The organism is Nocardia sp. Tas62D01 (assembly GCF_055232035.1).
Genome location: NZ_JBUYUZ010000003.1, coordinates 83,608 through 102,999, shown reverse-complemented (window position 1 = coordinate 102,999; position 19,392 = coordinate 83,608). Strand labels below are relative to the sequence as shown.

Sequence of the window (19,392 nt, the reverse complement as noted above, 5' to 3'; positions counted from 1 at the left end):
CTTGATGCCGCGGGCCGCTGTCGCCGCTGACTGGGTGCTGTTCTGAATCGAGCTGCCGGTGCGCCGGGCCTTGCTCGAGCGAGCCGATAGTTCAGGCCGCGAGTAGGCGACTGGTGTACCCCGCGTCGACGAGCCGCGAGTATGCCCGGCACACGTCGTCAGGAATGGGTACTTCGACGGCCCATCCCTTGGTGGGATAGACCCAGAGCCGCTGGGTGTCACCTACCAGCATGTTGATCACACGGTCGACGTCGCCGATGCTGCTGATGTACTCGTCGAGCGGCAACGGAAGAGATGAGCAGAGGACGTCTACCTCCGGCCACCGCTTGCGGCAGATAGCCCAGCTGCGACGCTGCTGGTACGGCCGAGAGATGAGGATGACGGACCGAATCTTGTCCAGCTCACCGTGTTCGCGGAGAACCTCTCGGGTGAAGTCGATGTTGTCACCAGTGTTGGTGGCCTTGGGCTCGACCAGGATCGCGCTGTCCGAAACACCAAGGCTGAGGGCGTGCTCGCGGTAGTGCACGGCTTCTCCACGGGGAAAACGCTCGACGGTCGTGGGCGCGTTTGCGCCGGTGAAGACGATCAGCGGGGCCATGCCCAGGTGGTAAAGGTCAGCCGTGTAGGTGGCGACCCCAGGTCGTGACTGCCGAGTCCGATTGCTACATCGACTGGCCGCACCTCATCGTTCAATTGGTTGTACTCCCAAAGGATTTCGACGTCGGAACGGAGATCACTAGAAGGAAGTGTCGTCGACGGCATGGTGGAGTCCCTTCAGTCAGGCAGTTTGAAGTCGTATGTCCAGGAGAATCGGGATGCCGCATGTACTCCGCGCGCGAACTCGACCGAGCATGGCCACCATTACTGCAGCCGGGTTCGAGATGGCGGGTCACCGCATCCCTGAATCTCCATGAGGCAGCGATGAGCAAATCCGTGCCTGGTGGACTACGCAGCGCAGCGACGCGTTCCTGTATCGCCAGCACCGACGCCCAGCGACCTAACAAGTCCATCCGTAGGCGCAGCCGAACGGCCTTGATGCACCGTCCGCCACGGACCTAGCCGCCGAAAACAGCTGGAAAGCCCTGGTCAGGGCGAGAATTCCTGTGGTTTGGGCTGGAATCCATTCACAGCCGGGGTCAGCCTACTAGAGGTAGATCTCTAAAGGAAAGAACTAAAGGCCGACTCGATTTTGTGCGTGTCACCTGCGCAAATGCAGGGTCGTGGTCGGCAAGGTATGCGAGTCGGTCGGCAAAGTATTCGTGCGTTCCTGGGAAAACACGGCCGTCCTGGTCGGCAAGGTATGCGAGGACAACTTGCTGGCAGCAGCCGCTCGTCCCCAGATTGAGGATGGGTCGGCAAGGTATGCGAGGACAACACCGCATCGGAGCTGGTCGGCAAGGTATGCGTGGATAACCGTCTCGGGTCGGCAAGGTATGCGAGCAGTGGTGCGATTCCTGGTGCGGCGCCCGCAACGGTCGGCAAGGTATGCGAGCGGTACCGCCACAAGGGCTCGATGGTCTGGCAGGCTGGCCAGCATGCCCCGGCAGAAACGCAGCGACCTGGACTTCTTCAACGCTGCGGTTGAACTGTGGGACGCCGAACCCGAAATCGGTTACTTGGCGCGGCTGTTCACCCAAACCTCCCTGCCGTACAAGGAGCCCAAAGACAATCCTGCGGCGTGGCGGCGGGTCAACGGCAACACCCAGCTCATCGTGCGACCGGGGGTGATCTTCGGCCCGGACGGCGAGGCCAAGTCGCTCGGATACCCGTTCGGCAGCATCCCGCGGCTGATCCTGACGTGGATGAGCACCGAAGCGGTCCGCACGAAGAATCGAGACCTGGTGTTGGGTGCGAGCCTGACCGAGTTCATGCGCAAAGTCGGGCTGATAAAGGACCACGAGCTACCCAGCGGCGGCAGGAAAGGCAACGGCACCCGCGCCAAGCAGCAGATGGAACGCCTTTTCCGGTCCACGGTCTCCGTGGAGTACATCGGCGACGAGCACCGGCAGTTGGGCGCCCAAATGTCGGTGGCGTCGGGATATGACCTGTGGTGGAAACCGGGCGCCGAAGATGACCAGCCGTCGCTGATGGAGTCCATGGTGCGGTTGTCCCCGGAGTTCTTCGAGCAGGTCGTTGAAGCCCCGGTGCCTGTGGACATGCAGGCGCTGATGCTGCTGCGCGAGTCGCCGATGCGGCTGGATATCTACACCTGGTTGACCTACCGCATGTCGCGACTGAGGAAGCAGACCACCGTGCCGTGGGCCTCGCTCAAAGGCCAGTTCGGATCCGAGCTCGCCGACACCAAACAGGGCAACTACCAGTTCAAACGCGATTTCAAGAAGCGCCTCGCCGAGGTGACCACGGTGTACAAGGAGGCGAACGTGGACGTCACCGACTCAGGCCTGGTGCTGCGCCCCAGCCTCACCCACGTACGCAAGAGTCCCGGCTTCCTGGCCTTGGAACGCGGCCAATAGTTCCGGTTGGCTCAGCCCACTTCTGGTCGACCGAATCGTGGGCGGGACACACCAGTTAGGAATCAGCGATTGGTGCGAACTCGGGTGCCATCCTCGGCGCGGCGAAGGTATTCGGTGACTTAAGCGTTCGGGAGGCTGAACAGTGTCCACCGCGGTAAAAGTCAAGAACGGTGCGGAACCGACCGATCAAGAGGCTGAGCGCTGGCTCGCTGCGACCGAGTTGGCCAGCGATCAGCAGGCAGCCATATTGCTGTCGCGCGCGATGTTTCCGGCACGGTACGGGTTCGCGAAACGAGAACCCCTGATCCCGCCAGCCGCGGACAGTGATTCCGCCGCCAAGGTGATGTGGCTGCTGAAAGTTGGGCAGACGCCCACGCCTGTGGCTGTTCTGAAAGCGGTTCCTACTGAGGGGTCGGCGCCCACCAAGTCCGCGAAGAAGCTGGCCAGAACGCACGAATGGTTCGCCAGGCAACAGCGCGCGAAGAAGGTCATCGCCACGACCAAGGACGCGAAAGCTCTCAGCAAGCTGCTGGCCGAAGCGGTGGCAGCACATTGGCGCGAGCACGGCACCGGCCCGCACTGGAGCGAGGCTGTGGCCGCCCCCGAGGTTGCGCAGTGGTGGACCGAGGCGACCGGCATGGCGTACCTCGGCAAGGACTTCCGACCAGCCATCTTCCTGACGGCCCGGAAATTGGGGTGGATCGCGTTCAACACCCAGGAACGCTCCTTATGCACCGGGCGGCGGTTCCACCGCCGCCACCTCGGCGACGAAATCTCAAAGGCTCCGCACGAGGACATCGGCTATTTCACCGCCGCCTACATCAGCATCCATCAAGCCATTCACGGCCACAGCCCGGATTGGGCGCAGATCGCCGAATCAGCCACCGACCAGGACGGTCTCCGGTTATTCCTCGATGCCGATGATGCGACGGCACAATCCCGGTGGATCGCCACGCATGGCTGGATCGTCTTGCGAGACGGAAGCATGCAACCAGGAAAGCGCGTCGCTGCAGAGGCTCGCAGTCGGGGCCACAGCATGCCCGATCGACCGCTGACCTGAGCGTTGCTGCGCGCTCAAGCTGTGTGCGGTGCCTGTCAGGCAGATAGACCGTGCGCCGGTGAGATTCGCTGGTTCGGCTGACCCGTAAACGACGAAGCGCCCCCAGAAAATCTGGGGGCGCTTCAGCCTTCGGTCTATCTACGAAGGGAGTGGGCTGATGGCTCTGCAGAAGCAGAACGACTGCGCCCACTTACGTCTGTAGCGTAACACGTCGTGGCGATCGTCGAGAAGGCTGGTCAAAAGGGGTTCATCACGCGGGTTCGTGAGATCGCGTCCAGCGGAACTCCATGGCATCGTCGGTTGTGGCGTGGAGGGACCCTACAGATCGCTCGGGAACTGCTGGATGAGAGCGTCACGCCGGGTATGTCGGTCAGCGCGGTTGAGGATCTGCGCGCGTACGCCAAGCACCTGCTGCAAACCGATCCTGGTCTCGGTACCTTGCGCAACGTTGTCGGCAAAGCGGCCGGCGCGATCAACCCCGGAATCACCACCGGGAGCCACTCCTACGTGCAGCTGTCCGAACATGTGCGACGCACGGACCAGTCGTATTTGTCGAACTGGGCCGCCGAATTCGACAAGGGCAAACCGATCGATGTGGAGGGGGCGGCACGGCGGATCGCCGCCCACATCCTCGATTCCGGCTATCACAAGAGCAGTCTTCACACCTGGATCGGAAGCATGCAGCAAAGCGGCACCTTCACGGTCCCGGATTTCCTGAACACGGCCGCGGACCGGCTCTCCAAGCCCGAACGGGTCTTCACCTTCTGCGTGCCGATCACCAACAACACGCCGTTCGAGATCACCCCTGACCGCGCGCCGGGCTGGTTGACCGCAGTGGATACCGCGGGGTGGAAGAAGCAGCACGCACCCGATGCCGACTCGATCCGCTACCAGGGGTCGTTCCTGCTGGAAGTGTGCGCAAAGGAGATCAACTCCGCCGCCGACCGCGCTCGCGCCCGGATCTCCGATCTCGAGGCGAAGTTCCAAGTAGGTGGCCGCCCTCAGATCCAGCTCGCGAAACAGATGTGGTCGAAGGAGAAGGGGAAGATCTTCGCCACTCAGGCCACCAATCGCATGCTCGATGTGCGCTCCTTCGAGCGCCTCGATCAATTGCAGGACTTGCAGATGCCCGACTACATCACCAGCGCCTTGGCGCTAATTCAGCCTGTCCGAACTGGGGCCGCTCACCTGGCCATCATGAGCGGCTGGTCGGCCATCGAGTCGTTGCTGGTAGGTCCAGACGACCGCGACGTTGTTGGGGCCGAACGGTTTTCACTCATCGTCGCCGCAAGTATGCCCCGCGCCGAGCTAACCAGGCTTGCCCACAACTACCGCAACAGCAACGACGACGCCCTTGCCCGAGAGCTGACGGACTGCCCCGACAATCTCAGCCGCGCCAAGCGGTTTCAGCAGCACCTGTGCTCGGGCACGCCGGTCACGATGCCGAGCGACGTCGACAATCTGGCGATCAAGCGCCTGACCCCGTTCCTGGTCGGCCCAGGACCCGAAGTCCGCAAAATCGCTGACATCCTCACCAACGAGTTCGTGCGGTTCTACCGCAAGCGAAACCTGATCGTGCACGGCGGGAAAACACACGCCGACAACCTGCATCCGATCTCTGAGACCATGTCTCCCCTGATCGGCGCCGGTGTGGATCGGCTAATCCATGTCGGGCTCAAGTTTGGGATCCGTCCTATCGCTCTGGCCGCGATGGTCGCGACCAACCTTGACTATCTCGTGCCCGCCACCGCAGATAACGCCGGCAACCTGCTCGAAATCATGGAACTGCCAGGGCGGTGAGCGGGAGCGCGTAGTGCCATTGGCCGCACTCGCCGACGATCAGCCCATTTCGCGTGCCGACGCGATGCGCGCTCTGGCCACCGTTCGACCGCGCCGCACCGCCTGAGGCGTTTTACGAACGGAATCCGATCGATAGGCCGCACTTTAGCCAGTCGGAGGTTTGCTCCTACGATCAGAGGTATGAGCACACCGCTGGATCCGAAAGCGCCGTACTGGACCCGGCGAGACGTTGCGGATTACTTGGGCTGGTCACCACAGACGGTGAGCTCGTACCTATCGGCAGGTCGCCTGCCGGAACCATTTGATCGTGTCGCGGGCTCACCGATCTGGGAACCACAGACGATCATCGCCTGGAACGAAGGGGGTCGGCCAAAACGGTTGGTCGACTGAAATCACTGGCCTGACCAGCATCGCTCGCTCGGGCTTGCGAGATTAGTTTCGTACTACGTAGTCCACGACGGCGGCGGCCAAATCGCCAGTTCCCTGTTCCAGGACCTCGTTCCGATATGCGTCCCAGTTGGCCAGTTTTCCGGCGTCGCGAGGTGCGCCCCGGCGGGCCATCCGCTCACGGATCTGGTCAGGTTCGGCCGACACCCAGATGGTCTGGACCTGCCGCGCCGGTGCTGACACGGATGACTCGATGTACTCGCCGAGTGAGATTCCCTGCTGGGCAGCGCATCGGACGTGACCAAGGAACGGCGCGTCGACAACCACCGGCGTGCGGTGGCCAGTGATGAGCGCGTGGCGGATCAGGGCGCTGTAGATGTGTGGGTTGATGATCCGCGCGTAGACGCTGCTGTCCCGGTCGTGCGGGTCGCCGGTCAGCTCGGTCATAACGGACTCTTCGAGCTCGGGCGCGAAGCTGTCCTTGTCGATGAGCACGGCGCCCATGACTTCGGTGAGATGACGGGCCGCTGTCGACTTTCCCGACGCCGGAAAACCACACACGATCGTGACGCCGGTGTCCGTTGCAGCCGCGATCCGGTCCAGCTCGCGAGTCATCACGAACTGCGCGACGGCAAATGGTTGGGGCTGACTCGCTGGTCGCATCAAGTTCTCCTTCACCCCCTGATCAGGAAGGGGGATCGGTCGCCGCAAGCAGCTTCAGCAGAGCGTCGGAGATCTGCGGATTCGCTGCGATCGTGTGAGCGGATGACAGGGTGTGGCCACTGCCGTCGGAGTCGGTGACGATCGCGCCGGCCTCGCGCGCGATCAATACTCCGGCCGCGACATCCCACGGTTTATTCGACAAAAGCACACAAGCGTCGATGCGTCCCTCGGCGACCCACACAAGATCCAGCGCGGCTGAGCCCAACATCCGAACCCGCTCGATCTGCTCGGCGAGCGCGGCCGTCACAGCGAGCCGCTGCCGGTTCTTTACCGCCGCGCCCGCACCGACGGCGTAGTCACCGATCGAGACGATGGCGTTCGACAACAAATCCGTGGCGCTCGCGGTAATGCGTCGGCCATTGCAGATCGCGCCTTTCCCAGTGGATGCGTGATATTCCAGGTCGAGGAACGGTGCGCCGATCACGCCGACTATCGGCACATCGTCGCAGGTCAATGCCAAGGAGACCGCGCACAGCGGCAGGCCGTGGATGAAGTTCGATGTTCCGTCAATCGGGTCGAGAATCCACCGATATCGCGAACCGACAGCCGTTTCGGCGCCGTCGGCCTCTTCCCCCAGAAAGTCGATGCCCTCGGCGGCGCCCTGCAGATATCGCCGCACCGTTTCCTGGATACGCATATCGAGGTCGGTCACGAAATCACGGTCGTCCTTGCTGCGCACTTCACCCGGCCCGACGGTGCGCAGCAGCTCGCAACCGCGCGCCACGGCCACTCTCGCCACATCGAGCATCGCTGCCACCTCAAAGCTCATTGGACGCGCCTTTCCCCGCTGTCGACCCACATGCTCTCGAAAACATCGGAGAACGTAGTGAAGATCCCCCGCCCGCTGGACTTGCGCGCCACGAAGGTTGGAGACTCGACACCCCGCGCCGTAGGCATGTATGGCTGCATGACGCACACGGCGGCGTCAATGATCGTGATGTTGAACCGGATTGGCTGGTCGTAGACACGGATCAGCAGCGAACCGGGCGCGCTCGGGCTGGTTTTGTTCCGAATGCGTTCAAGGGTGCGGATATTCGTGTCGGTGAGGTTTGTCAGCAGCCCCGCCGGATGCCCCTCCTCGATCTCTCGATCCCGAATGCTGGTGCCGTCCGGATCAAGGAACAGGCATCGAATGACCGTCCCGGTGTCCAACAGCCGCACGATGTCGGAGTCGGAATACTGCTGGCACAACATGTTCAAGGACAGTCCGGCCATGTCGATCTGCTGAGCCGTCTCGAACAGTTCCTGCGGCGGCATCGCCCGCATGAAGTCCAGTCGAGTCGCGAAAACCGCCTCGACATCGGCCATTTCGCCCCGGCTGGAAGTTCCTCGTGGTCGCGGTGGCTCAGGATGCCGCACCAGATCATCTGGATCCCCCGAGAATTCCTCGAACAACTCCGCGATCTTCCATTCGGGGAACATGGCCTGAAGGATCCGGCAGTGGTGCGGATAGGGCAAGCGGGAAACATCACCAGCAAGCCACCGGTAGAACTGCGCTTTCCGCGGGCCACCCCCAACAAGTTCGGGCTCCAGGGTTCTCGCGAGCTGGTCGTACTCGCGGTTGAACGACGAGACCGTTTGCAGGTGACGTTGCTGGAGAAGAGCTTTCAAGACGGTGCCCATAGCCGCCTGCCTTCAGTATGAAACATCAGTGTTGACCGAAGGGTACGCCGGAGGAGACAAGGAAGAGACAAGGAAGAGACACAAGCGCGCAAGGTGAGACATTTGCGGCGGCGAGACGATACCTGGCACGCCGATACCTTGTTGATGTCCGGCACTGGTTCCAATGCCGCTTAGCTCGCCCCCTGTAGAGCTGTGACCGGCGGTTTTGCGGATGGTCGTCGTTGTGTCGGCGTGATGCAGCTTTGGTTGGCCAGCCGGATGGTAGCGGGTCCGGTGTGACGGGTTCCCTTGTCTGCCTTGCGTTTTACTCGGAAGCTGTTGTGTCTGGCGCGTTTGACGACGCGGGGGTAGGAGCGGTGGCGGCGGGGGTTGAGGTGGCGTTTTGCGGTGATCTGTTCGGCGAGTTCGGTGTGGAGCTCGAGTTGGCGGTCAGGGGGAAAAACCGTCCGGGCCTGCGATGGTGTCGCGGGCGAGTCGGACGGTCTGGGTGAACTTCACGCGGTCGGGATCGATGCCGGTCTCGACCGCGGCCCGGCAGATCAGCGAGCAGATCGCGTAGTGGGCGATGAGGAATCCGTATATTTCCTGGCGGACCATGTCCGGGGTTTGCGAGCGCAGGGTTTTGGCGGGGCCGCGGAGCTGCGTCTTGATTTGCCTGTTCGCGGCTTCGTGTTCCCAGCGTTGGTGATAGGCCTCGGCCAGGATCAGCGAGGGTGCCTCGTGCGGGTCGAGGATGGTGGTGAGCAGGCAGATCAGCTCACCGCCTTCGCCACGGTCGGTGATCTCGTACTCGATGACGCGGGCGAAACGAGTCCGGTCCCAGTCCAACTCCTCCCCGGCTATGGCCGCCTCCAGCAGCTCGGCCCGCATTTTCGCCGGGGTTTTGGGCGCGAAAAGCAGTGTCACATAGGAGCCGTCACCGAGGCGGTCCACGATCGGCAGGTCCATAATGTCACCGAGACGCCACAACAGGTCGGCGTCGGTGTCGGCGCCCTGGCACCACAGTTTGAAACTGTAGAACCCCTGGTCACACACCAACATCATGCCGGGTTCGAGTAACCAGATCAGTTCGGCCGCGGCGGTGCGTTCACCGGTGCCCTTGCCCACGACCGGCCCGATCACCGCGCCCAGGCTCACATGCGAGCCGCATTCGGTCAACGTCACCACCCGTGCCTGTGGCAACACTCCCTTGCTCGGTTTACCGAATTCCGTTGCGTTGGCCTCGGTGTCGGCCACGTCGAACACCATGCCATCAATCGAGACCAGCCTGCGTCGCGCGTAGAACGCGTCCAGGGTCAGCCGCGACGCCACCGGCACCGCGATCCGCTCGAACAGTGTTTTCATCGGCTCGAACCCCAGCCGCTGCCGGGCCTGGGTGATCCCACCCGAGGTCGGCAAACTCCACTTCGGATCCCAACAACGCCAAAGCCGCAGCGGCCCAACCAGTTTCCGCATCACCCCCTCGTAGTCCACACCTGCGAACAACGCCAACGCGACCACGAAATACATCACCAAATGCGGCGGCAACGTCCCACCACGACGCTTGGGCGCCTTGCCGTGCTCGGAAATCGCCATCTCCACCGCATCACGGTCCACCACAGCGGTCAACACACCCAACGACACCTGATCGATCAACGACACCGCACCCACATCCACCACGTCGGCGACGCTAACCCCAGCACCGACACGATCCGGCACCGACACGCCCAAAAACGCTCCACACCAACCAGTCTCACAGACCAACCAGCTGGCACTACATCGCAATCATGCCGATGACCTGCGAAAACACGTCAAGCTAAGTGGCATTGGCACTGGTTCCCAGCTCAACGCCCCGATAACCCGAGGGCTTTGCGCTCTCGTAGCTTGCGCCGAACCGAGGGTGGCTGGCTAAAACGGCTGGTCGGCTGAAATCAACCCTGGACGTGTAGGAGGTACGCTCCTACACTCGATAAATACGTAGGAGCATCCCTCCTATGACCTGGAAGGAGAGAACCGATGGCCGCATACTTCCAGTCCTTGTCGACTCAGACATGCACTTTCAGTAGCGCATTCGCCGATCGAGAGTTCAGTGAGCGTTTGGCCCCCGAGGAGGCCGCCGAGGTCCGGAAAAGACTCGGGCCTGCCGGCGTGGTTGCGATGCGGGAGTTGCTGCTACTGCACCAGAAGGGCGTTCTCGACGCGGTCGTTGCCGAGGACGGCGAACTGAATTTCTACGCCGTCGAGCGGGACTTCTATGTCTCCGACCAGGTTTCAACACGTCCGTCGTGACGCCCTCGGCGACAGGGGTGTTAACCGCTGCCAACTCCCGACACGCCGAGTGCTGCGGTGACGGTGTGGTGGAGGGCGTTCGGTTCGAAAGGGGCAGAGATTGTTTCGGCGCGCGGTGCTCGCGGCTTTGGGGCTGACTTCGATCGACTGCTGCAGTAGAATCACACTAACTGTAAACAGTCTAAACTGTTAGAATGTTTACATGTCTGAGCATCGTGAACGTGCCCAGGCTCTCCTGCCCGTATCTCGTCCCAAGGGGATGCTCCGATGAAGATCTTGTCGAAGAAGAAGTCCGCGGATCTGCCCGCTGATGTGCTGGAGCGCCGCGTCCAGGAGGCGCGCGTCGTGCTGGCCCACCAGCACGACCCGGCGCTCGTCGATGCGCTGTCCAAGCGGGAGCTGGCCGCGAACCGGGCACTGGCCGAGGCCATGCGCGACCACCAGCGCAAAGACCAGCTCGTCCGGATGGACTCGGCCGCAGCCGCGGCCGCGCGGACCCGGAGCACCGTGGCCGCGCTCGCGGACCGTGAGGCCGAGGAGCTGCTCCTGGCGCAGCGCGCCATCAGCGAGGCGCGGCGTGCCACCAGCCCGCAATCGCGCCTCGCGCGCCTGTACAAGCGCCGCACTCTGGTGCTGCGCATCCTGACCTTCGTCATGGTCGCGTCGATGCTCTACTCCGCGGTCACCGTGCAGCAGAACATCGCCCCGGCCGGCGGGGCCAGCAATCCGATGTTCTGGTTCTCCTACGCGCTGGAGGCTCTGATCAGCGGCTCCCTGCTGGCGATCATGCTCATCGACAGCGACACCGTCGAATGGCTACCGGAGATAGAGAAGCAGAAGGGCATCGAGGTGGCTCTGCTGGCGGTGACGATCGGACTCAACACCTTCCCGTACATCACGCGCTTCAACTTCTACGGCACCGTCGTCCACACGATCGCTCCGGTCATGATGGGCGTCGCGCTCTCCATCCACGACCGAGCAACGCGCCGCTACGGGAGCGCGATCATTCGGGCCACCGAGACCATTACCGAAACCGATGAGATCACCACGCGGCTGGCCGAGCTGACGCGGATGAACGTCGATCCGATGGACTCCTTCGCACACGCCAACGCCGCTGTGACCCACCACCGGACCGCCGAGCGCGTCGACGTCTCCCCCGCACCCGCACTGGAGCAGCCCGCACCCGCAGTGCGGGACGACGCGGAAACCCGCACCCCGCACCTGGAAACCCGCACCACTGCGGGTTCGGGTCACCCCGCACCCGCAGTCGATCCCGCACCCGCACCTGCACCCGCAGTCGATCCCGCACCCGCACCTGCACCCGCAATCGACCCCGCACCCGCACCTGCACCCGCAATCGACCCCGCAGCGGCCCGCACCACTGCGGGCCCCGCACCCGCACCCGCACCTGCGCCCGCAGTGCGGGACGACGCGGCGGCCGCGACCCCGCACGACACCGCCGATTCGGTCGCTGAACTGGCGTTGGTGCGGACCCGCACCGAAATCCCGCACCCCGCAGCCAGCGCCGCCGCGATCGACACCGAAACCCGCACCACCAGCGCCATCGACGACCTCAACAGCGCCGACCAGAGCTCCGCTGCGGGCACCGAGACCAGCGACAACGCCGACATCAGCATCGATACCGGTACACGGCCCGCAGTGAATGAGCCGACCGACGCGGCGCATGCCTCCGTCGACGAGCTCGTCGGCGCGCCGGCCGGCGACATCGACACCGACGACGACCAGGCGCACACCGAGGCACCGGCAACGGTGGGCGAGCCGCCCCTGTCGGACGCCAAGCCCGCAGTGCGGACCCGCACCACCCCGCACCAGCTGACGTCTCCCCGCCTCAGCCCGGCGCCCGCACCGGCCCGCACCGGCGCTCCTCTCGTCACGGCGGCCGCGACGGCCCGGCAGCTGCCGGAGTGGATGTCGCCGGTGTTCGAGCTCGCCGAGCAGGTCAAGGCGCGCGGCATCACCAAGACCAAGACGGTCGAAGAGGTTGCCGCGGTCATCACCGCGATCGACGCGGGCGCGGCGAACAACGCCATCGCGAAGGCACCGGAAACCCAGATGTCGTACAGAACCGTCGCGAGCATCCGCAAGGCCGCGGCCGAGATCCGCAACGAGCACCGCGGTGGCGGCCGCGTCATCGAGCTGAGGAAGTAGGGAACCGACGTCATGGACTACCACCGCCATCACATCCACGACGAGCAACCCGTCAAAAACACTGACGGTTCCGCGATTTCGAACCGTCAGCACTACTAGCGGTCAAAACCGTCAGTCGGCCCGACGCTTTAGTCGTATGACTCACAACCGCTCAGGCGAGACCCCACGAACGACTCGAAGGCGTGAGAGGCACAGGATGGGCCAGGACGACAGCTCGGTGGCGGCACGGCGCGCAGTGGTGTGCCGCGCCGTGCAGGTGTGCACTTTCAAATCCGGAATGGGGCCTGGTACAACAGCTCTCAGAGCTCTACCAGAGTCGACGCGGGCAATCCGCTGGCCACACACACCCGGTGTGGATGCGTGTCGCAAACGGCTTTTTCGGTGCGATTGTGGTGGGGTGGGAACAACAAATGGCCGCTCAGCGGCCGATCTGACCGAAGCTCGACAGCAAGAAACCCCGGTCTCGTTTCGTTTGGCCGCGAGAGAGATCCGGGGTTCCGTAACCCAAGCTGGGTGCGAAGCCTCAAATGAGGGGTCCGCTGCGACTCCTCGAACGAGGGCCCGCGCGTATCACGATACAGGTCCACTCGGACATCGTCCGAGCGGACCGGGTGATTTCACGGGGCGTGTCGCATCCGGCTCTGACCAGAAGGACATGCAGAGACCGATGCCATCCGGCACCCGAGGAAAACGATCAGCAGCCACGTCGAGTACGCTCCGCGGCCATCTCTTAGACCACGCACCGGATCGCGACTCCGGCGCGCGGGGCATGCGGCCGATACCCGCATGCCCCGCTGCCGCCGGACTCCGGTGTGCGCCAGGACATTCCGTCACCTACCGGAGGAGGTGCTGCTGACCTGACCAATACCTAACTTCACCCTCAGTGCAGCTGTGGTGTGACCCAACAAAATCGCGCCAACGATTGGTCTCACCCGCTGTTCTTCGAAAGACGCCTGCGAATCGCAGATGCGTCCCTCTTTTGTGTCCCTAGGAAGGACTGCCCAGTTGAGCAGGTCCAATGGTAAAGCACGCCCGGGCCCGGGCGCGGCGCTCCTGATCGAGAAGGTTCGCCACCGGGCTGGTATCGACGACGACGCGACCGCCTCGAGCAGACGATCGCCGAGCTCAACACCGGTCAGCGTGGCGCCAGCTGGTCGCTGCCGGTCCCTGACGGCGCTTCAGCGCTGGTGCCTGTGGTCAGAGTGAAGGACTGGCTGCCCGGCGTGGCTCCGGCTCTGGACAGCACGGACGCCGAGATCGTCGCCGGACTCAACCGCCACCAGACCGGCACAAGTTGGTCGCTGCCGCTCGCGGACGGCGCCTCCAACAAGGTGCCGGTGTGGGACAGCCCGCGGCAGTGGCTGCACTGCCTGCGCCTGGAGTTGGACACCGAATGTGGCCGCGGGCTGCTCAAGCGGCTGCGAACTTGCGCGAAGACGGTGCTGAAGATCGCCAAGGTGATGGCGGCGGCCGCCAATACGGGCAACGGCCGCAACCTCACTGCCTCGATCGCGACCATCGTCAAGCGGTCCGGGTTCCAGAAGGCGGCAGTAGAACGCGCCCGCGCCGTCGTGCTGAAGCTCGGGTTCGCCGTGGACATGGCCACCGGCCGGCACCTGTACAAGCATGAGCGGGTCGCCGCGCTGGCTCACCATGGCGGCTACCAGGCTGCGGCCGCCAGCGTCTGGCACTTGACGGTCCCCCGCGCCGCGGTCGGCCGGGCAACACCGCTGAAGCCTCGCCGCAAGTCCGCGAGCCTGGGCCGGTTAACCCGCGGTGCACACATTGCTGCGGCCGTAGCCGCCGGTGGAGGCCAGGACAACAGCCGGGAGGACCTATCTTCAAGAACTTTAGTTCTTGAAGAATCTCTAGTTGGTAAGAACTCACCAAAACGCGCGCGAGCGCACGCACGGCGCGGAAAATTCTCGAAAAAAAGCAGCAGAGAACGCCAGGAGCGGCCGCTACGGCCGTTGCATGCGCAGCAGGCGGCCGCCGAGCTGGTCGCCGCATCCATCGGCCTGGACCACGGGCACATCGGCGCGATCACCGACGTGCTCATCATCGTGGGGATCGACACCCTCCTTTTCGACGGCTACGCCATCAAAAAGCGCATGGACCAGCACAACCAGGACCGCGGCCTGTCCTGGCCGGACCGGATCCAGAACCCAGCTGCATTCCTGCGGGCACTGCTGCCTGGCATCGACTGGACCACTCAGATCCCGTCGGAACCGGCCGCTATGGTGCGTGCACGCCGCACCGCACGCCGAGCCGCCGAGCACCAGGCCGCCGCCGAACGCCAGCGGGCCAGGAACATGCCCGCACAGGTCACAGACCGCATCGAAAATGGCACCTACCAGGCATTCCGCGCTCTCATGGACCACAAGAAACCACGCCTGGCGAAGAAGTCCCCTGAACCGGCCCCTGAACAGCCCGCTGAGCCTGAGGAGAGCGGGAAGCCGCTACTGTCCTGGCTCGTCGAAGATGACGCGGCTGCGGGCCCCACAGGCGGTATTTCAGGTGCCGACGACGCAGGCTCGGACCGCCGCGAGATCGAACTCACCGCCGCCGCAGGTGAATGCCGCTGCGTGTTCTGCCCGGAGCCAGGCATCGTGCGCGAAACTGTGCCGTCGCGATCGGCTGTGTGTGAGGACTGCTGGCACAGCACCGGATTCGCCGCGCTCTACCCCGACACCGGCCTGGTCACGGCGATGACGGAGGCGGTGTAGACCACGGTGCGCATCCTGCCTCTCGCACCAGCAGCAAGCGATGACGTGACGATGACCAGTGAGTCATTGCTGGGCCTGTGGCTGTCGCATCGGGTCGGGGTAGCGGGCAAGTAGTTCGGGGCTGCTCGCTCCGGATTGGACGTACGGAAGCGGGATCATCCGCGGATCGTCGCCCGGCCGGAAAGCCTCTACGACATCGAGATGGTCAAGAAGTCTGTCAAGATCCGGTTTCCACCAGCCGTGCTTTTCGGTTGAGTGGCCGACGAGATCCAACTCAATGCTGGAGTCGGCCAGGCGATTCGATGTCTCCGAAAATGACAGCATGAAGCTGGTACGGCGTTCCCAGACCATGTCAGCGCGGCGCTCTGGTCTGAACTCTGACGGCGGATAGAACCACGTGAGCGCATTGTCACCGGAGTACTCGCGATCGAGCTGCCAGCCGCGTGCCTCCAGCCGGGTCGCCAACAACTCGGCGTCAGCAACCAGCTCCTTCACGTCCTCGTCGAACTCTTCGATCAGCTCATCGCCCAAGATGACCTCACGCACGCCGCGAGGATCGCGGATTACCAGACGCCTCGCCGGCGCCGGCGCTGCTGTCACTGCGCCCGACACCTGCATCGAACCCTTTTTGCCGCTCCGCGCCTGTCTACGTGCTTTCTTCTGCCCACTCTGTTTCCCCATGGCACTGGCGTACCAGCATCCCTACGCACCTGGGCGCCGCCACGCCGGAACAGCAGCACCCATTTCGCCAATGCCGGTTGACGAAAGCTATTGGGCAGGAAGAAGACTCACGACATGGCGGCCATATTGAACTGTGTGCCCCAGCTGCGAGGACCACCACGCCGCCGCGCTCTGACATCTGCCCTGGCGGGAGCGTGACTGCGACACGTTCACCCGGAAGGAGGCTGCGTGATGCCGCGGCTCTAGATCTAGACTGTTGACAGTCTAGACTGTTAGAATTGAGTCATCTGGTCAGCACGCCAGGAAGAGATACAGATGACCGCCAAGAGTCACCCCACCGATCTCGCCACAGTTGGCCAATCCGATCGGACAACGCTCAAATGCTCGTGCGGCGCAACCCATGGCATCACCAGTAAGCGCATCCAGAGCCCGTATAACCCGGCACTTGCCACCAGCGTCGTCAGCACCGCCGATTTTCTGGCACAGCGCGCCTGGATTAAGGCCCACCGCGAGCACGGGCGGATCTCTCAGAGGTGAGAACCTCGCGGGGTGCCTGCGGCGGCCGCGCGGCCGAGGAGGACCGGCGCGCGGCGGAGCTCGACGCCGCTGCGGTGGAGACGTGCCTGATGTGCTCGTCGGCGCCCGGCACCCGTCCGGACGTTCGATGCCGTCGCGCCCAGCTGTGAAGACCACCAGGCCGTCGCCTCGAGCTGACATCCGCCCTGGTCGCAGCATCTAACAGTCAAAACTGCCCAGCTTATAGACTCATAACAGTTTAAACTGTTATGATTGGGAAAGCGGAAACGCCGCGAGGCAGTACAAATCGAAATCGACAGGGAGAGAACGAAATTGGACACTGAAACGACTGCACCAGGCTTCATCGACTTCGAGGATTTCGCGGCCATCGACCCTGCTCTTGCCGCCGCGGCCCGGTGGTACAAGGGCCTGATCCTGGATCGGTGCCGAGCATGCGCGCGGATATCCCTACTGGGTGGGAAAATTCCCGCACATGGTCGATGGTGAGCCCGACGAGCGGGAGGAATGGTCGGTCAGTATCGGGCGCGCCCGCGAAACCGGGGAGTGGCACATTGAAGTGTCGACAAACGATCTGGTGGCTCACCAGCTGTCCGACGCTGGCGCTGAGGGCTTGATCACCACAATCCGCGCCGCTCAGGCCACACAGCGCGGAGACGAGCAGCACCGCGATCGATGGACAGGGCCTCTGCGGTTCGCCGAGTTCGTCACGCGGGGCCGGGCGGAATACCCCGCCCTGTAGCCGCACCACCGCACGGGCCGGGACTTTGGCCGGCCAGTGGCCCGACGATCCGCAGGCACTCGGGCAGTTGTAGGCGACTTGCCGACCGCGGAGCGGACGGCGCATACTTCCCGGAAGAGAAGGAAGAAAAGAATGTAACGAAAGCCGCTAAGGAATGGAAATTGAGGGAAAATTACCTTATTATTGTAGATAGCAGCACACAGGGAGAGGGAGAAAACGGCAATGAACGCAATCGACAAGCTCGACAACATCGAAGCGGTGACGACTCGCCTGCGCGAGTACGATCTGGTACTGCTCGATCAGGCGATCGCGCGGTGGAAGATGGAAATCGGCTCGCGGAAGATCGATGTCGGTATCGCGCTGAACGCCGCAGTGCTTATGATCCTTCGCGCGGACAACGAGGAACTGGTCCGAGAGCTTGCCGCATCGAAGGGATACTCGGAGGAGAAGGTGGCCCAGATGATCAAGGTCCACAAGTTCTTCATGGACGAGTTCTTCGACGTGCTGGAGGATGTGGTCGAGACGCGGAAGCGGTTGGACGGACGAATCAAGTCCAACAAGAAGATCGCATAGGAATAAATAGTGCGGGTTGGAAAAAAGTCCGGAAACAACGTGACAAAACCCAGCCCGCACGCTATATACTAGCTATGACCAAAGGGAGAACGCGAGAAACGCAAACTACAGCGAAAGGGAAGATTACCATGGTAAGGAATAATGGAAGAAATGGAAGAAAAGGAAGTAAAGAAGAAAGTAGTTATAAGAATAAACTGTTTATTCTTATAACTACTTTCTTCTTTACTTCCTTTTCTTCCATTTCTTCCATTATTCCTTACCATGGTAATCTTCCCTTTCGCTGTAGTTTGCGTTTCTCGCGTTCTCCCTTTGGTCATAGCTAGTATATAGCGTGCGGGCTGGGTTTTGTCACGTTGTTTCCCGGACTTTTTTCCAACCCGCACTATTTATTCCTATGCGATCTTCTTGTTGGACTTGATTCGTCCGTCCAACCGCTTCCGCGTCTCGACCACATCCTCCAGCACGTCGAAGAACTCGTCCATGAAGAACTTGTGGACCTTGATCATCTGGGCCACCTTCTCCTCCGAGTATCCCTTCGATGCGGCAAGCTCTCGGACCAGTTCCTCGTTGTCCGCGCGAAGGATCATAAGCACTGCGGCGTTCAGCGCGATACCGACATCGATCTTCCGCGAGCCGATTTCCATCTTCCACCGCGCGATCGCCTGATCGAGCAGTACCAGATCGTACTCGCGCAGGCGAGTCGTCACCGCTTCGATGTTGTCGAGCTTGTCGATTGCGTTCATTGCCGTTTTCTCCCTCTCCCTGTGTGCTGCTATCTACAATAATAAGGTAATTTTCCCTCAATTTCCATTCCTTAGCGGCTTTCGTTACATTCTTTTCTTCCTTCTCTTCCGGGAAGTATGCGCCGTCCGCTCCGCGGTCGGCAAGTCGCCTACAACTGCCCGAGTGCCTGCGGATCGTCGGGCCACTGGCCGGCCAAAGTCCCGGCCCGTGCGGTGGTGCGGCTACAGGGCGGGGTATTCCGCCCGGCCCCGCGTGACGAACTCGGCGAACCGCAGAGGCCCTGTCCATCGATCGCGGTGCTGCTCGTCTCCGCGCTGTGTGGCCTGAGCGGCGCGGATTGTGGTGATCAAGCCCTCAGCGCCAGCGTCGGACAGCTGGTGAGCCACCAGATCGTTTGTCGACACTTCAATGTGCCACTCCCCGGTTTCGCGGGCGCGCCCGATACTGACCGACCATTCCTCCCGCTCGTCGGGCTCACCATCGACCATGTGCGGGAATTTTCCCACCCAGTAGGGATATCCGCGCGCATGCTCGGCACCGATCCAGGATCAGGCCCTTGTACCACCGGGCCGCGGCGGCAAGAGCAGGGTCGATGGCCGCGAAATCCTCGAAGTCGATGAAGCCTGGTGCAGTCGTTTCAGTGTCCAATTTCGTTCTCTCCCTGTCGATTTCGATTTGTACTGCCTCGCGGCGTTTCCGCTTTCCCAATCATAACAGTTTAAACTGTTATGAGTCTATAAGCTGGGCAGTTTTGACTGTTAGATGCTGCGACCAGGGCGGATGTCAGCTCGAGGCGACGGCCTGGTGGTCTTCACAGCTGGGCGCGACGGCATCGAACGTCCGGACGGGTGCCGGGCGCCGACGAGCACATCAGGCACGTCTCCACCG

General features: G+C 62.7%; 17 protein-coding genes. 9 read left to right on the top strand and 8 right to left on the bottom strand.

Going from position 1 to position 19,392, the window contains the following annotated elements; translation table 11 throughout:
• Positions 1-91 precede the first annotated feature (91 nt).
• The gene (locus ACV7NQ_RS48210) at positions 92-598 is read right to left on the bottom strand and encodes a YdcF family protein (protein WP_463366256.1); all 507 of its coding nucleotides are present in this window, start codon (positions 596-598) and stop codon (positions 92-94) included.
• A gap of 937 nt (positions 599-1,535) precedes the next feature.
• Between ACV7NQ_RS48210 and ACV7NQ_RS48205 the strand changes: the two genes are divergently transcribed.
• The 3 genes from ACV7NQ_RS48205 (at position 1,536) to ACV7NQ_RS48195 (ending at position 5,334) form a co-directional block, all read left to right on the top strand.
• A complete protein-coding gene (locus tag ACV7NQ_RS48205; RefSeq protein WP_463366257.1) occupies positions 1,536-2,474 on the top strand; it encodes a replication protein RepA in 939 nt (312 codons plus the stop codon).
• A 142-nt stretch (positions 2,475-2,616) separates the two neighbouring features.
• Positions 2,617-3,534, top strand: coding sequence for a hypothetical protein (locus tag ACV7NQ_RS48200; RefSeq protein ID WP_463366258.1), 918 nt, complete (start codon positions 2,617-2,619; stop codon positions 3,532-3,534).
• A gap of 213 nt (positions 3,535-3,747) precedes the next feature.
• A complete protein-coding gene (locus tag ACV7NQ_RS48195; RefSeq protein WP_463366259.1) occupies positions 3,748-5,334 on the top strand; it encodes an integrase in 1,587 nt (528 codons plus the stop codon).
• A 432-nt stretch (positions 5,335-5,766) separates the two neighbouring features.
• Here ACV7NQ_RS48195 and ACV7NQ_RS48190 read toward each other — a convergent pair whose 3' ends face one another.
• The 4 genes from ACV7NQ_RS48190 to ACV7NQ_RS48175 form a co-directional block, all read right to left on the bottom strand.
• Positions 5,767-6,384: a P-loop nucleotide/nucleoside kinase family protein gene (locus ACV7NQ_RS48190; RefSeq protein WP_463366260.1), complete on the bottom strand. Its 618-nt coding sequence runs from the start codon at positions 6,382-6,384 to the stop codon at positions 5,767-5,769.
• Positions 6,385-6,406: 22 nt separating this feature from the next.
• The gene (locus ACV7NQ_RS48185; protein WP_463366261.1) at positions 6,407-7,213 is read right to left on the bottom strand and encodes an inositol monophosphatase family protein; all 807 of its coding nucleotides are present in this window, start codon (positions 7,211-7,213) and stop codon (positions 6,407-6,409) included.
• On the bottom strand, positions 7,210-8,067 hold the full coding sequence (locus tag ACV7NQ_RS48180) for a DUF5919 domain-containing protein (protein WP_463366262.1): 858 nt from the start codon (positions 8,065-8,067) through the stop codon (positions 7,210-7,212). The genes ACV7NQ_RS48185 and ACV7NQ_RS48180 overlap by 4 nt, the downstream gene beginning before the upstream one ends.
• A 429-nt stretch (positions 8,068-8,496) precedes the next feature.
• Positions 8,497-9,771, bottom strand: a complete 1,275-nt coding sequence (locus tag ACV7NQ_RS48175) for an IS4 family transposase (protein WP_463365544.1) — start codon at positions 9,769-9,771, stop codon at positions 8,497-8,499.
• 291 nt (positions 9,772-10,062) lie between these two features.
• Between ACV7NQ_RS48175 and ACV7NQ_RS48170 the strand changes: the two genes are divergently transcribed.
• The 3 genes from ACV7NQ_RS48170 (at position 10,063) to ACV7NQ_RS48160 (ending at position 15,230) form a co-directional block, all read left to right on the top strand.
• Positions 10,063-10,335 (top strand): hypothetical protein, encoded by a 273-nt coding sequence (locus tag ACV7NQ_RS48170; protein ID WP_463366263.1) that lies wholly within the window; start codon positions 10,063-10,065, stop codon positions 10,333-10,335.
• Between the two features lie 267 nt (positions 10,336-10,602).
• Positions 10,603-12,504 carry a hypothetical protein gene (locus ACV7NQ_RS48165; protein ID WP_463366264.1) on the top strand — a complete coding sequence of 634 codons (1,902 nt, stop codon included), beginning with the start codon at positions 10,603-10,605 and terminating at the stop codon, positions 12,502-12,504.
• Between the two features lie 1,193 nt (positions 12,505-13,697).
• A complete protein-coding gene (locus ACV7NQ_RS48160) occupies positions 13,698-15,230 on the top strand; it encodes a hypothetical protein (RefSeq protein WP_463366265.1) in 1,533 nt (510 codons plus the stop codon).
• A gap of 63 nt (positions 15,231-15,293) precedes the next feature.
• Here the strand turns inward: ACV7NQ_RS48160 and ACV7NQ_RS48155 are convergent, their stop codons facing one another.
• Entirely contained in the window at positions 15,294-15,848 is a 555-nt protein-coding gene (locus ACV7NQ_RS48155; protein WP_463366266.1) for a hypothetical protein, read from the bottom strand.
• 378 nt (positions 15,849-16,226) lie between these two features.
• Between ACV7NQ_RS48155 and ACV7NQ_RS48150 the strand changes: the two genes are divergently transcribed.
• From ACV7NQ_RS48150 to ACV7NQ_RS48140, 3 genes are all read left to right on the top strand, one after another.
• A complete protein-coding gene (locus ACV7NQ_RS48150) occupies positions 16,227-16,448 on the top strand; it encodes a hypothetical protein (RefSeq protein ID WP_463366267.1) in 222 nt (73 codons plus the stop codon).
• 472 nt (positions 16,449-16,920) lie between these two features.
• On the top strand, positions 16,921-17,187 hold the full coding sequence (locus ACV7NQ_RS48145) for a hypothetical protein (RefSeq protein ID WP_463366268.1): 267 nt from the start codon (positions 16,921-16,923) through the stop codon (positions 17,185-17,187).
• A gap of 222 nt (positions 17,188-17,409) precedes the next feature.
• Positions 17,410-17,760 carry a hypothetical protein gene (locus ACV7NQ_RS48140; RefSeq protein ID WP_463366269.1) on the top strand — a complete coding sequence of 117 codons (351 nt, stop codon included), beginning with the start codon at positions 17,410-17,412 and terminating at the stop codon, positions 17,758-17,760.
• A 392-nt stretch (positions 17,761-18,152) separates the two neighbouring features.
• Here the strand turns inward: ACV7NQ_RS48140 and ACV7NQ_RS48135 are convergent, their stop codons facing one another.
• Together ACV7NQ_RS48135 and ACV7NQ_RS48130 are read right to left on the bottom strand one after the other, a co-directional pair.
• Positions 18,153-18,503, bottom strand: a complete 351-nt coding sequence (locus ACV7NQ_RS48135) for a hypothetical protein (protein WP_463366269.1) — start codon at positions 18,501-18,503, stop codon at positions 18,153-18,155.
• A 222-nt stretch (positions 18,504-18,725) separates the two neighbouring features.
• Positions 18,726-18,992: a hypothetical protein gene (locus ACV7NQ_RS48130; protein WP_463366268.1), complete on the bottom strand. Its 267-nt coding sequence runs from the start codon at positions 18,990-18,992 to the stop codon at positions 18,726-18,728.
• Between the last annotated feature and the right edge of the window lie 400 nt (positions 18,993-19,392).

Bases quoted from the DNA above. Each gene is read 5' to 3' on its own strand.
- ACV7NQ_RS48145 (WP_463366268.1), top strand. From the start codon at position 16,921: ATGGTCGATGGTGAGCCCGACGAGCGGGAGGAATGGTCGGTCAGTATC.
- ACV7NQ_RS48155 (WP_463366266.1), bottom strand. From the start codon at position 15,848: ATGCAGGTGTCGGGCGCAGTGACAGCAGCGCCGGCGCCGGCGAGGCGT.
- ACV7NQ_RS48140 (WP_463366269.1), top strand. From the start codon at position 17,410: ATGAACGCAATCGACAAGCTCGACAACATCGAAGCGGTGACGACTCGC.
- ACV7NQ_RS48170 (WP_463366263.1), top strand. From the start codon at position 10,063: ATGGCCGCATACTTCCAGTCCTTGTCGACTCAGACATGCACTTTCAGT.
- ACV7NQ_RS48190 (WP_463366260.1), bottom strand. From the start codon at position 6,384: ATGCGACCAGCGAGTCAGCCCCAACCATTTGCCGTCGCGCAGTTCGTG.
- ACV7NQ_RS48180 (WP_463366262.1), bottom strand. From the start codon at position 8,067: ATGGGCACCGTCTTGAAAGCTCTTCTCCAGCAACGTCACCTGCAAACG.
- ACV7NQ_RS48130 (WP_463366268.1), bottom strand. From the start codon at position 18,992: ATGGTCGATGGTGAGCCCGACGAGCGGGAGGAATGGTCGGTCAGTATC.
- ACV7NQ_RS48150 (WP_463366267.1), top strand. From the start codon at position 16,227: ATGACCGCCAAGAGTCACCCCACCGATCTCGCCACAGTTGGCCAATCC.
- ACV7NQ_RS48210 (WP_463366256.1), bottom strand. From the start codon at position 598: ATGGCCCCGCTGATCGTCTTCACCGGCGCAAACGCGCCCACGACCGTC.
- ACV7NQ_RS48185 (WP_463366261.1), bottom strand. From the start codon at position 7,213: ATGAGCTTTGAGGTGGCAGCGATGCTCGATGTGGCGAGAGTGGCCGTG.
- ACV7NQ_RS48165 (WP_463366264.1), top strand. From the start codon at position 10,603: ATGAAGATCTTGTCGAAGAAGAAGTCCGCGGATCTGCCCGCTGATGTG.
- ACV7NQ_RS48205 (WP_463366257.1), top strand. From the start codon at position 1,536: ATGCCCCGGCAGAAACGCAGCGACCTGGACTTCTTCAACGCTGCGGTT.
- ACV7NQ_RS48135 (WP_463366269.1), bottom strand. From the start codon at position 18,503: ATGAACGCAATCGACAAGCTCGACAACATCGAAGCGGTGACGACTCGC.